The 12928-nt window shown below is 60.5% G+C and carries 10 protein-coding genes and 2 tRNA genes; 10 read left to right on the top strand and 2 right to left on the bottom strand.

The features are described from left to right. Positions 1–48 precede the first annotated feature (48 nt). Complete coding sequence (locus E5678_RS04320) at positions 49–1056, top strand: D-2-hydroxyacid dehydrogenase family protein (protein WP_136177381.1); 1008 nt, start codon at positions 49–51, stop codon at positions 1054–1056. 228 nt (positions 1057–1284) lie between these two features. On the opposite strand, the gene E5678_RS04315 is transcribed toward E5678_RS04320, so the two are convergent. Then, positions 1285–3240, bottom strand: coding sequence for a tetratricopeptide repeat protein (locus tag E5678_RS04315; protein WP_136177380.1), 1956 nt, complete (start codon positions 3238–3240; stop codon positions 1285–1287). 199 nt (positions 3241–3439) lie between these two features. Here E5678_RS04315 and E5678_RS04310 point away from each other — a divergent pair, with 199 nt between their 5' ends. The 5 genes from E5678_RS04310 to E5678_RS04290 all read left to right on the top strand — a co-directional run bounded on the left by E5678_RS04310 (position 3440) and on the right by E5678_RS04290 (position 9135). Then, entirely contained in the window at positions 3440–4960 is a 1521-nt protein-coding gene (locus tag E5678_RS04310) for a 3-hydroxyacyl-CoA dehydrogenase (RefSeq protein WP_136177379.1), read from the top strand. A 36-nt stretch (positions 4961–4996) separates the two neighbouring features. Further along, the gene (locus E5678_RS04305; protein WP_136177378.1) at positions 4997–5776 is read left to right on the top strand and encodes an enoyl-CoA hydratase; all 780 of its coding nucleotides are present in this window, start codon (positions 4997–4999) and stop codon (positions 5774–5776) included. 140 nt (positions 5777–5916) lie between these two features. Then, positions 5917–6636, top strand: coding sequence for a Crp/Fnr family transcriptional regulator (locus tag E5678_RS04300; protein ID WP_136177377.1), 720 nt, complete (start codon positions 5917–5919; stop codon positions 6634–6636). A gap of 88 nt (positions 6637–6724) precedes the next feature. Next, a complete protein-coding gene (locus E5678_RS04295; RefSeq protein WP_136177376.1) occupies positions 6725–7813 on the top strand; it encodes a phosphotransferase in 1089 nt (362 codons plus the stop codon). A 62-nt stretch (positions 7814–7875) separates the two neighbouring features. Further along, positions 7876–9135: an acyl-CoA dehydrogenase family protein gene (locus E5678_RS04290; RefSeq protein ID WP_136177375.1), complete on the top strand. Its 1260-nt coding sequence runs from the start codon at positions 7876–7878 to the stop codon at positions 9133–9135. 23 nt (positions 9136–9158) lie between these two features. Here E5678_RS04290 and E5678_RS04285 read toward each other — a convergent pair whose 3' ends face one another. Beyond that, positions 9159–9824 carry a hypothetical protein gene (locus tag E5678_RS04285; protein ID WP_168708443.1) on the bottom strand — a complete coding sequence of 222 codons (666 nt, stop codon included), beginning with the start codon at positions 9822–9824 and terminating at the stop codon, positions 9159–9161. Between the two features lie 69 nt (positions 9825–9893). Here E5678_RS04285 and E5678_RS04280 point away from each other — a divergent pair, with 69 nt between their 5' ends. The 4 genes from E5678_RS04280 to E5678_RS04265 all read left to right on the top strand — a co-directional run bounded on the left by E5678_RS04280 (position 9894) and on the right by E5678_RS04265 (position 12885). Then, positions 9894–10598: a glutathione binding-like protein gene (locus E5678_RS04280; protein ID WP_210731983.1), complete on the top strand. Its 705-nt coding sequence runs from the start codon at positions 9894–9896 to the stop codon at positions 10596–10598. Positions 10599–10656: 58 nt separating this feature from the next. After that, a tRNA-Pro gene (locus tag E5678_RS04275) sits at positions 10657–10733 on the top strand. A 282-nt stretch (positions 10734–11015) separates the two neighbouring features. Further along, a tRNA-Arg gene (locus E5678_RS04270) sits at positions 11016–11089 on the top strand. Positions 11090–11697: 608 nt separating this feature from the next. Next, positions 11698–12885, top strand: coding sequence for an ABC transporter substrate-binding protein (locus tag E5678_RS04265; protein WP_136177373.1), 1188 nt, complete (start codon positions 11698–11700; stop codon positions 12883–12885). Positions 12886–12928 lie beyond the last annotated feature (43 nt).

The raw sequence follows: 12928 nt of genomic DNA, 5'->3' as shown, positions 1-12928 counted from the left end.
GCCAAAGGAGGCTCCAGACGGGTGGTGCATGAGGGCACAATAGTGGACATGAATATTGTGATTCTCGACGACTATCAAGACGTGGTCCGCAAGCTGGCCTGCGCCGAAAAGCTGGAGGCCTATCCGGCCAAGGTGTTCACCAACACGGTGAAGGGCGTAGGACAACTGTCGATCAGGCTAAGGGATGCCGATGTCCTGGTCCTGATTCGGGAGCGAACACAAATCACCCGACAACTCGTCGAAAAATTGCCACGACTCAAGCTGATCGTGCAAACCGGCCGCGCCGGTGCGCACATCGATATCGCTGCTTGTACCGAGCGGGGCATCGCTGTGGCCGAGGGCACCAGTTCGCCCGTGGCCACTGCCGAGTTGACCTGGGCATTGATCTTGTCCTCCATGCGCCGCATTCCACAATATGTTTCCAGCTTGAAACATGGAGCCTGGCAACAATCGGGGCTCAAGGCGTCGTCCATGCCGTCCAACTTCAGCCTGGGTATGGTGCTCAGCGGCAGAACACTGGGCGTGTGGAGCTACGGTCGCATCGGCAAGCTTGTCGCAGGCTACGGGCGCGCTTTTGGCATGCGTGTGGTGATCTGGGGCAGCGAGCGTTCGCGCACTGAAGCAGCGGCCGATGGCTTTGAAATTTCGCCCAGCCGCGAAGCCCTCTTCGAAATCGCTGACGTGCTCAGCCTGCACCTGAGGTTGGCAGAGGGCACCTTGGGATGTGTGTCTCTGGAGGATTTGTCGCGCATGAAGCCCACAGCCTTGCTCGTCAACACTTCACGCGCCGAACTGATCGACAACGATGCCCTGCTCGCCGCGCTCAACCGCGGTCGCCCGGGCATGGCCGCCATCGATGTCTTCGAATCGGAGCCTATTTTGCAAGGCCACGCTCTTTTGCGCCTGGAAAACTGCGTGTGCACGCCCCACATCGGCTTCGTCGAACTCGACAACTACGAAAAGTTGTTCAGCAGTGCCTTTGACAGTGTGGTGAGCTACATCAATGGAGCCCCCACCAACATCGTCAACCCAGGTGCGCTACAAGTGCGGCGCTGAGTTCTTTTTGCGAGGGGCTCAGGCCGACTCTTCCCCGCTCGCAGCGAGCAACCCCGGCTTGTTCACAGCCCCTCTCGCTCAGTTGTACCGAGCCCAAATCGATCCACGCAGAATTCATGCAACACCAATCGCTTCGAGCCTGTGTCCTGTGGGTTTCTCGGTTGCACAACACCCCATGACAAAGAAAAAGCCGGGCACTGCCCGGCTTTGAGACGACGCTGAGCACGGTCAGTCCGCCTTTTTCTCTCCGTCCAGATCCAGGTCGACCCCGGGCTCGTCGGGTGGCATGAAGTCAAGCACTTCAAAATCGATCAAGTTGCCCTCTTCTTGCACCGTACCCCGTGGGGGGGTGGGCTTGGAAGACGGCTCGACCGCCACAGGCACTTCGGGCAACGAGGCTTCAAAGGCCGACATTTCCGACAAAGCATCCAGATCAACGTCCAGACCCAGACGAGGCGAGGCGTGGGGGACGTCTTCTTGCGGCACAGTCTGCCCCGCCATGTCCGTCAATGCGCCGAATCCTGAAACCACCTTGCGAGGCGCCGCCGCTTTCAAGGGTTTGATGGCGGTGTGCTCAAAATCCACCTGCTCGGGCAACTCGGCTATGTCACGGCTGATCATTTCCTTGGCCACTGCGTGCAGCAACAACAACTCGCGATAGGCTTCGAGATCAAACACCTCGCCATCGGGATCGTTGGGCTCCTTGAAAATCGATTTTTCGATCACATCAAGCACACGGGGCTGCGGCCACAAGGCTTGAATACGGCCGAAGGCCGTTTCATACGACTCCAGGCCCTTGCTGTCATCGGAGTAGTTCTCAAACGGAGGAGCCCCCGCATTGAACTGGAGGTTGAATTCCTCGCGCAATTGTTCGTATTCGTCGTGCCGCCCCAGCTGGTGGTAAATGCGGAACAAGTCAAGATAAGCCAAAGCGCCAGGTTCCTGGCTTTCGGCCAAATGGCCCTTGAGCACGCCAATGGCCTGGTCGTATTCCCCCAGCGATACGAAGAAGTCCGCCTGTTGCTGTACATCGAACAGCTCTTCGGTCGCCACCGATCGCGACACGTAGGTCGAGGCGCCAGCGCCCCCGGCGCCAGACTTTGCCTGCCCACTGGAAGCGGGCACACCATCGATCAACGCCATGCTGGAATCGTGCAGCGACTGGTAATCGTCAAAATCTCCGTCGAGGTTGAGATCAATGTCGATGCCTTGAGGCTCTTCGCGGACCTCCAGCACGCCCGCCGAGGCGGCCGCGGCTCGAGCCGTCCGAGCCGGCTTGGTCGCACCGGCGTACCAGGCGCCGCGGTCATCGGTGGCCTGCTCGGCCTTGCGCCGGCGACTCAGCCACAACAGTGCCGCCAGGGACAGCAGAAACAGAGCGCCGAACACATAGGCCAGCCAGGTCATGTAGCGGGTGGAGTCGAGCTGGGACTTCATTGCCGTGATCGCAGCCCGGTCCTGCTTTTCTTGCTCACGCAGGCCTTTGGATTCTGCTTCCAGCACCGCCAGCTTTTGCGAATCCCTCAAAATCTCTTCTGGCGTGGCATTGATTGCTTTCCACAACAGGCCAGCCGCGGCGCGCTCTTCTTCAGAGGTTGTCGGCTCGCTCAGCATGGCCAGTGACAGCCTGAGCACTGGATCGCGCTCAATCGCCAAGCTCAGATCCACAGGATCCAGCTGCAGGCGCGGTGTTGCAGGTGGCGTGGCTTCGGGCGCCGGCTTGCGCACCACACTGGCAGGACGTGAGCGTTGGGGCTCGGGCTTCTTGCGGGTGGCGGCAGAAGCGGTGTTGGTGCCGCCCGATGCATCCCCGTCTGCGGAGACAGGATCGCGGTCGGAGCGCGACGCACGGGCATTTAAACGGGTCTCCGCAGCCAACGGCGGGAGTCTTACAGCAGGCAAGGTGCTGGGAATCAAAGCACCGCCAGCGGCCAGCGGCTCACTGATCGGATCGGCAAGAAGCACGAAGCGGCGCGAAAAGGGAGCCGAGCAACCCACCCGAACCACCACGGTCACGATCGGTTCGTTCACTGGCTGGGTGACCTGCACCCGCACCGATGCCTGGGCATCAGGAGCCGAGCGCTGCATCGACGTGCTGATCGCGCCCGAAGGAACGGCCACTTCGCCGTAAAGCACTTCCGACTGGATACAAAGCGAACCGGCTTCCTCGCCCGGGCCAAGCAATGCCTGTACTCTGACGTCCAGAGGTCGACCAAGAATGGCTGCGCCACTGTGACGGCCAAGCGTCGCAGCATGACTGCTCAGGGCAGTTGATAGCAAAATAGAGCCCACCAAGATTTGGCGCACGTCAAGATCCCTTCATTCCTAGGTCGGAACATTTTGTCATAGCTTGACGCAATCCCTCCCCGAATAATACTTTTATATGCAAGCAATTTTCCCCTCAGTTGGCGTGATTGGTACCGGTGCCATGGGCCGGGGCATCGCGCAAATGGCTGCTCAGGCCGGTAGTGAGGTCCGGTTGTACGACGTACAGGCCGGTGCCGCTCAAGCCGCGAAGGACAGCCTTTGGAACACCTGGTCCAAACTGGTCGCCAAGAATAAGCTGGGCAGCGAAGAACAAACCGCTCTGATCAGCCGAATCAGCGTGATCGACAGCCTGCAAGCGCTTGAAGGCTGCGCGATGGTGATTGAAGCGGTGGTCGAACGGCTGGATATCAAACAACAGCTGTTTGCCGAGCTCGAGCCCATTGTCGGCCCTGACACCGTGCTGGCCACCAACACATCTTCGCTGTCCGTCACCGCCATCGCCGCTGCTTTGACCCACCCGGAGCGCTTCGCAGGTTTTCATTTTTTCAACCCTGTTCCATTGATGCGCGTGGTTGAAATCATCGCAGGACTCCGATCGAGCGCTGTTGTTTGCGAGCAACTCGCAGAATTTGCGAAACAGTTTGGGCATACACCGGTATCGGCACAAGACACCCCGGGCTTTATCGTGAATCACGCAGGGCGCGGTTACGGCACCGAAGCCCTGCGCGTGGTGGGGGAACGGGTGGCCGACTTTGCCACCATTGACCGCATCCTGCGCGACCAGATCGGATTCAAACTGGGCCCCTTCGAGCTGATGGACCTCACCGCACTCGACGTATCGCATCCGGTCATGGAATCCATCTACCGGCAGTACTTCGACGAGCCCCGCTACCGTCCCAGCGTGATCACGGCACAGCGTCTGGCTGGCGGTGTGCTGGGGAAGAAAACGGGCGCGGGCTTTTACCGCTACGAGCAAGGAGTGGCGCAAATCCCGCCCGAACCCGCCATACCAACGATCCCAAGCCTGCCTCCTGTTTGGGTATCACCCAAAGCGGCGAGGCGGACCGAGCTGTACCAGCTGCTCAAAACGCTGGGCGCCCAGATTGAAACAACGGCAGCGCCCTCCTCTGGCGCCCTGATCCTGGTGGCCCCCCTGGGCCTGGATGTGACAACGCTCGCCGCCGTCGAGCGCCTCGACGCCTCCCGCACCGTCGGCATCGACATGATGCTGGAAGACGCCTCCACGCGGCGCCGCGTGCTGGCAACCAACCCGGCCACGCGCATCGACATGCGCGACGCAGCGCACGCCCTCTTTGCCAAGGATGGAAAGGCCGTGAGCGTGGTTCGCGACAGCGGCGGGTTTGTGAGCCAGCGCGTGGTGGCAACCATCATCAATATCGCGGCTGACATGTGCCAGCAAGGCGTGTGCACCCCCAAAGACCTGGACCTTGCAGTCACGCTGGGCCTGGGCTACCCCGTGGGACCGCTGGCCCTGGGGGACCGCATCGGCCCCACCAATGTCCTCGAGATCCTGTTCAACATGCAAACCGTGTACGGTGACCCCCGTTACCGGCCCTCGCCGTGGCTGCGCCGCCGAGGCGCACTGGGCCTGAGCCTCGCGCATGAAGAAATCTGACGCCCTACCACCCCGATTCGGACACCCCCACACCGCATGAACGCCAGCCTCAAGAGCCACAGCCATGGTCAGACCATGGTCCTGACCATCAGCAACCCGGACCACCGCAATGCCCTCGGCCCCGATATCTATGCCGCGGGCGTCGAGGCGCTGAACGTTGCCGAAGGCAATGCCGAGATCCGCAGCGTCGTGATCACGGGGGAAGGCGCCCATTTTTGCGCGGGCGGAAACCTTCAGCGCCTGCTGGCGAACCGGCAGCAGCCTCCAGAAGTGCAAGTCCAGAGCATCGAGGGGCTGCACAACTGGATTGAAACCATCCGCGCATTTCCGAAGCCGGTGATCGCGGCGGTCGAAGGCTCTTGCGCAGGCGCCGGTTTTTCGCTGGCGCTGACCTGCGACCTGATTGTGGCGGCTCACAACAGCATCTTCGTCATGGCGTATACCAACGTGGGCCTGTCCCCCGATGGCGGTGCCAGCTGGAGTCTGATGCGCGCTTTGCCTCGCGCCACCGCGATGCAATTGCTGCTGTGCGGTGACCGCATTGAAGCGCAGCGCCTGCTGGATCTGGGGGTGATCTCACAGGTCAGCGGCACCGCCGAGGCATTGAACGACGCTTTGTCACTCGCCGAGCGTCTCGATGCGCGCGCGCCCAATGCACTGGCCAGCATCAAGGAACTGAGCAACGATGCATTGAGCAATACGTTGCATGCCCAACTGTCCGCCGAGCGCGACCATTTCGTGCGCAATCTGCACCACCGCAATGCAGGCGAAGGTATCAACGCATTCATGGAAAAAAGACCCGCGCAGTACCGCTGACCCAGATTTTCCGAAGACGTGGTGCCCTCTTACAGCCCGTACCCGGGACGCCTACGAGACATCTTGACCCCAACCCTGGTGCAGTGCCGCCGTCCCTGTGGCGACAATGACAGCACTCCCAGTCACTCATAAGACACACGATGGACGAACCAATTCTGACAATGGAAGAACGAGAGGCGATCAATGGTGGTCGCTGGTTCAACAGCCTTTCACCTTCACTCCGACACGACATACTTCGATGTGCTTACGTCAAGCGATTCAAGGACGGCGATCTGATCGTTGCCCGCGGCGACCCACCCTCCGAATGGATAGGGGTGGCCAAGGGGGCCGTGCGCGTCAGCTCAACCTCGCTGTCGGGCAAGCAGATCACGCTGACTTACGTGGAACCCGGTGTGTGGTTTGGCGATGTGGCGATGTTCGACGGGGACCAGCGCACCCACGATGCGTATGCCCACGGCCTCACGACACTGTTCTGCATCTCTCGCAACGATTTTCAGAAGGTGCTGGCCTCACACGTAGAGCTCTACGAAGCACTGATGCGTTTGCAGGCCCGGCGCATTCGAACGCTGTTCGGCCTGGTGGAAGACCTCAACACCCTGCCATTGCGCGCTCGCCTGGCCAAACAGCTGTTGCACCTGGTGCGCAGCTACGGGGTGCCCTGCCTGGCAGATGGCAGCGAGATGCGCATCGGGCTGCAGCTGGCGCAAGAGGAATTGGCCCAGTTGCTGGGAGCCTCGCGACAGCGCGTGAACCAGGAACTCAAATCGATGGAGCGCGAGGAAGCGATCCGCATCGAGCAAGGTGGACTCGTGGTCCGCAACCGCGACATGTTGATGCGCATTGCCGACGCCGAATCCTGACACTTTCCAGGATGCGGGCGCTGGCGCGCATCCGTACGACCAGCGCTCGCGCTGGCTCCCCTGCACCTCAAATGAGACCTGCCTGCCGATGAACGAATCCCACATCTTCACCGGCACCAAGCCGGTCGCTGACCAACACCGTTTTGATACCGAAGCCCTGACGCGCTGGATGCGTGATCAGGTGGCCGGGTTCGAGGGCCCTTTGAGCGTGGAAATGTTCAAAGGGGGTCAGTCCAACCCGACCTACAAACTCATCACGCCGCAAAAGGCGTATGTGATGCGCGCCAAACCTGGGCCCGTGGCCAAGCTGTTGCCGTCCGCTCACGCTGTCGAGCGAGAGTTTCGGGTGATGAGCGCCTTGCAGGGCACCGGTGTGCCAGTGGCGAAGATGTATGCGCTGTGTGAAGACGAGTCCGTCATCGGGCGTGCCTTCTACATCATGGAGTGCGTCGAAGGCCGGGTGATGTGGGACCAATCCCTGCCCGACATGACAAAGGCTGAGCGGGGCGCGATTTACGATGAAATGAACCGCGTCATGGCGGCGTTGCACAGCGTGAAGCCGCAAGAAATTGGCCTGGGCGATTACGGCAAACCCGGCAACTATTTTGAACGGCAGATTGGCCGCTGGAGCAAGCAGTATGTGGCCTCCATCACCCAGCCCATCCCCGAGATGGACAAGCTGATGGAATGGCTGCCGCAAAACATCCCGGCCATGGCGCGCGACGAGTCGATGGTGACCGTCGTCCACGGCGACTACCGCCTCGACAACCTGATGTTCCATCCCACCGAGCCCCGCGTGCTCGCGATTCTCGATTGGGAGTTGTCCACGCTGGGCCACCCCCTGGCCGACTTCAGCTACCACTGCATGGCCTGGCACATCCCGCCTGGCGCCTTCCGCGGCATCGGCGGGCTGGACGTGGTCTCACTCGGCATTCCGACCGAAGCCGAATACATCGCCCGCTATTGCGAGCGCACCGGTCTGGCCCAACCCGATCAGCTCAAGGCCGACTGGAATTTTTACCTCGCCTACAACCTGTTCCGGCTCGCCGCCATTCTGCAAGGGATTGCCAAGCGAGTCGAAATGGGCACAGCGTCCAGCGCACAGGCGGTGTCGTCTGCGGCCGGCGCCCGACCACTGGCACAGATGGCCTGGCGCTACGCCACCGCCGCAAGCTGATCCACCCCGCTTTTTCACCCGACCCGCTCACCCTTTCGCAGCGACAACACTCAGGAGACAAGATGAATTTCGACTACACCGACAAGGTCAAGGACATGCGTGAACGCCTGTTGGCTTTCATGGACGAGCACATCTATCCCAACGAAGCGCGCTTCTTTGCGGAAATCGCAGAAAACCGCAAAAACGGCAACGCCTGGCTGCCCACCAAAATTGTGGAAGAGCTCAAGCCCAAGGCCCGCGCCGCAGGTCTGTGGAACCTCTTCCTGCCCAGCAGCGCCCGAGCCCCTGAAGGCCTGACCAACCTCGAATATGCCCCCATGTGTGAAATCATGGGCCGTGTGGTGTTTGCCTCCGAGGTGTTCAACTGCTCCGCGCCCGACACCGGCAACATGGAAACCCTGGAGCGTTACGCCAGCGAGGAAATCAAAGACCAATGGATGGAGCCCCTGCTGCGCGGTGAGATCCGCTCAGCATTCCTGATGACCGAGCCCGCCGTGGCATCGTCTGACGCCACCAACATCGAGTGCAGCATCGAGCGCGATGGCGATGAATATGTGATCAACGGCACCAAATGGTGGTCGTCGGGCGCGGGCGATCCACGTTGCAAGGTCTACATCGTGATGGGCAAGACCAATCCCGATGCGCCTCGCCATTCGCAGCAATCGATGATCGTGGTGCCGGCCAATACGCCCGGCATTGAAGTGGTCCGGGCACTGTCGGTGTTTGGCTACGACGATGCGCCCCACGGCCACATGGAAGTGAAACTGACCAACGTGCGCGTGCCCGTGGCCAACTTGATGCTCGGCGAAGGCCGCGGCTTCGAGATCGCCCAAGGTCGCCTTGGCCCTGGTCGCATTCACCATTGCATGCGCTCCATCGGGGCCGCTGAGCGCGCCCTGGAACTTATGTGCAAGCGCCTCAACAGCCGTGTCGCATTTGGCAAGCCGGTGTCGGCCCAATCGGTGTGGCATGAGCGCATCGCCGATGCACGCTGCCGCATCGAGATGGCGCGCCTGCTCACGCTGAAAGCCGCCTACATGATGGACACCGTGGGCAACAAGATCGCCAAGGCTGAAATCGCCATGATCAAGGTGGTTGCGCCCAACATGGCCTGCGACATCATCGACATGGCCATCCAGGCCCATGGCGGCGGCGGCGTCAGCGACGACTTCCCGCTGGCCTACAGCTATGCCGGACAACGCACTCTGCGCTTGGCCGATGGCCCGGATGAAGTGCACCGTGTTTCGATCGCCAAACTGGAACTGGCCAAGCACATGGCCATCAAGGGCGAAGTCGACATGCCCGTCACCCGCGGCAGCTGACCCACCCCTCGCCTCGCAGCTTCTCAGCGCCCAAACAGCCGCAAGGCCCGGGCGCTGAGAGCCTCGACGGCATCCAGCACCGGGTGGCTGATCACGCCGTCATCGGCGTGCTCCATCTGAAGGTGCAAATACAACTTGCCCCGCGTGAACGCAATCAGAAACGGCGTCACCGGGCGAAGTTCGACGGGCATGTCCATCAGCAGCTCGATCGACTCTTCATCCAGCCATTCGCGAGCGGCTTCCGGCGCATCGGTGAGCACGCAGTAGCGCGACCAAAAATCGGTTGAAGGCCCCGGCCACCCCGCATCGCGGTACATGGACAACCAGGCAAGCTCTTCGGGCAGCGGTCGGTCTGTGGTGCGCAACGTGTCGGTTACTTCAGCAAACAGGTTCACCGCAGCTTTGTCCAGCGCGCGCTTGAGCGTGCGGTGCATCACGATAATGTTCACGTCTTCGCGCAGATCCAGCTCGGCCTTGGCCAAGAGCTCGACACCCACGATATAAGGACGGGTAGACGGCGCGCAGCCCGCCTTGAAAGCCTTGTCGTGCAACAAACCTTCGGCAGCCGTTGCGCCATTGGGAAGGCGGTGGTGGCTGAGCATGTGGCTAATGGCCCATTGCGCCAAGCCGTCGTCGAGCTCTCGGGGCGAAGGGGCCGCGGAGAATGCCTTTTTCAATCGCTCAAACATGGTTCCTCCAACGCTTGTAGAGTCACATCCATCGCCCGCGAGGGCATTTTCATCACCGAAAGCCCAAACATGATCGACGTTTACTCATGGCCCACACCCAATGGACACAAGGTCCATATCATGCTGGAAGAATGCGGACTGCGCTTGGGCCGGGATTGGCAAGTGCACCCCATCAACATCGGGCAAGGTGACCAGTTCACTCCCGAGTTTCTCAAGATCAGCCCCAACAACAAGATCCCGGCCTTGGTTGACCCTGTCGGGCCCGACGGCAAGCCGATCAGCCTCTTTGAATCCGGCGCCATTTTGTTGTACCTTGCGGCCAAGACAGGCAAGCTGCTGCCCAAGTCAGACCGACAGAAATTCGAGGTGTTGCAGTGGTTGATGTTTCAGATGGGCGGTGTGGGGCCGATGCTCGGGCAAGCCCACCACTTTCGCATCTATGCGCCCGAAAAAATCGACTACGCCTACGACCGCTATACCAACGAAGCCAAACGCCTGTATGGGGTGATGGACAAACAACTCGCCGGTCGAAAATTCATCGCTGGCCAGCAATACAGCGTGGCCGATGTGGCCATTTTCCCGTGGCTGCGCAGCTGGCAGAACCAGGGCATTGACTGGAAGGACTACCCCCGCCTCAAAGACTGGTTCGATCGCGTCGAGGCGCGCCCGGCCGTGCAACGTGGTGTGGCGGTGTTGGCCGATGCACGCAAGCCACTGACCGACGACAAAGCCCGAAACGCACTCTTCGGCAAGGGCCAATACAAAAAAAGATGAAGAAATTTGCCTGTCTCCCAAAAGTGGGCTTTTCCGCAGGTACAATTCGCAGCTTAGTCGGAGCGTAGCGCAGCCTGGTAGCGCATCTGCTTTGGGAGCAGAGGGTCGCGAGTTCGAATCCCGCCGCTCCGACCATTCTTTTATAGAACAAAAACGGCCCACAGTGTGGGCCTTTTTTGTCTCTGCAGCTTTTTGCACTTTTCTACCCGCAGCTCATCTGGATAGAGCAGTTGCCTTCCAAGCAGCAGGCCGGGGGTTCTTCTTGCAGGTTGTTTGAGTTGCATATTGCGCCTCCTCGACGGTCCCGTCTGAGAGCCGCTACCAACCTAGGCAAACGCTGTTTCTGAGCGCCGACAAAGTGCTGCTCCGTGCCGATTCTTCAGGTGCATCTTGTGTACGATACCCATAGTTCTTTGGGTGGCGTTAGCTCAGCTGGATAGAGCAGCCCCCTTCTAAGGGGCAGGTCATAGGTTCGATTCCTATACGCCACACATTTCTGCCAAAGAAAAATAATCCAGACAGCCCTCTTCTTGCCCATCCAGCGCGCACGGGGACGTGCCCAGCACCAGGGGCCAATTTGAAGCGGTTCGAGGCTCCAGGGACGCCGAGACTGGCCCATTCCGGATTCTTGCAGAAGTTGGCATTCCAGCCTCCGAAGGGCCGGGCGCTTGCACTTGAGCGGTGGTTTTCCCTTGCCGGTGCCAACCAAAGTGGGCGCCCAGGAGTTGCGCCAACACCGACGCGCCAGGATCTCATAAAGGGGTTCAAGTCCCTCGGCAGCCACTCCCACCCAACGAATCGTACGCGACCACGCGCGGCGAAAATCGCCCTCGTGCGCGCGGGCCGGTGCCACCACATGGGCGACATCAAGGGTTTATCCGCAGAACCTTTGGCGATTGATGCACTATATTGCATCAATCCATCCGGGATGGCCGTGCATCAAAATGCATATTTCCATGCCCTTACGCCGCTCGGCAGCATACAAGTTGTTTGAACATCAATTGTTTAGCTGTCAATTACGGGTAATTCACTATCGTCAGGTTCTGCACCGCCGCCTACAGTGAACTGACTATTCCAACCCCACAGGAGACAAGACACCATGACCACACGCCGACTCGTCCTTACCCGAACCGCCGCTGTGATTGGCGCCGCCAGCAGCGGCCTGTTGTTGCCCCAACTGGCGCGTGCGCAGTCAGACAAAGTCAGAGTAGGCTTCATGCTCCCCTACACCGGCACCTATGCCCAGCTGGGCGTGTCCATCGAAAACGGCTTCATGATGGCGCTGAACGAACAAGGCGGCAAGCTGGGCGGCCGCGATGTTGAGTTCTTCAAGGTGGACGACGAGTCCAACCCGGCCAAGGGCATTGAAAACGCCAACCTGCTGGTGCAGCGCGACAAGGTCGACGTGCTGGTGGGTACCGTGCACTCTGGCGTGCAAATGGGCATCCACAAAGTGGCCCGGGAAAGCGGCGTGCTGAGTCTGATTCCCAACGCAGGCGTGCAAATCGCCACCCGTGCCCAATGTGCACCCAATGTGTACCGCACCTCGTTCTCCAACTCCCAGCCCACGCTGGCATTGGGCAAAGCCATGGTGGATCGCGGCCACAAGAAAGCGGTGTGGATTACCTGGAACTACTCGGCCGGCGCCGAAGCGTTTGAAGGCTTCGAACAAGGCTACACCGCAGCTGGCGGCACGATCGTCGAAAAACTCGCAGTGCCCTTTCCAAGCGTCGAGTTCCAGGCTCTGCTGACCCAGATCGCGGCCATCAAGCCCGATGCCGTGGCCTGCTTCTTCGCCGGAGGTGGCGCCGCCAAATTCCTGCGCGATTTCCACGCCGCCGGTTTGAGCAAGACCATCCAGTTGTATGGCTCCGGCTTCCTGACCGAAGGTGTGCTGGAAGCCGCTGGTCCCGCCGCCGAAGGCGTGTTGACCACCATGCACTACAGCGACTCCCTGGACACACCGCGCAACAAGAAATTCCGGCTTGACTACGCCAAATCGGTCAAAGCCCAACCCGACGTGTATGCGGTGCAAGGCTACGATGCGGGCCAGCTGCTGGTTATCGGTGCCAACGCAGTCAAGGGCGACTTATCCAACAAGAAAGCGCTTTACGCGGCCATGGACGGCGTGACCATCGACAGCCCACGCGGCAAGTGGACCATGAGCCCGGCCCACAACCCGATCCAGGACATGTACCTGCGCCAGGTGGTCAAGGGTGAAAACAAGGTGATCGGTATTGCTGGCAAGGCCGTGGCCGATCCAGCCACCGGCTGCCGCATGACCTGAGTCGACTGTCTTGTTTTCTGCGTCGGAACCCGCGCCCCACGGG

This window comes from Hydrogenophaga sp. PAMC20947, assembly GCF_004795855.1.
GTDB lineage: Bacteria > Pseudomonadota > Gammaproteobacteria > Burkholderiales > Burkholderiaceae_C > Hydrogenophaga.
This window is presented reverse-complemented; position numbering and strand designations above follow the sequence as displayed.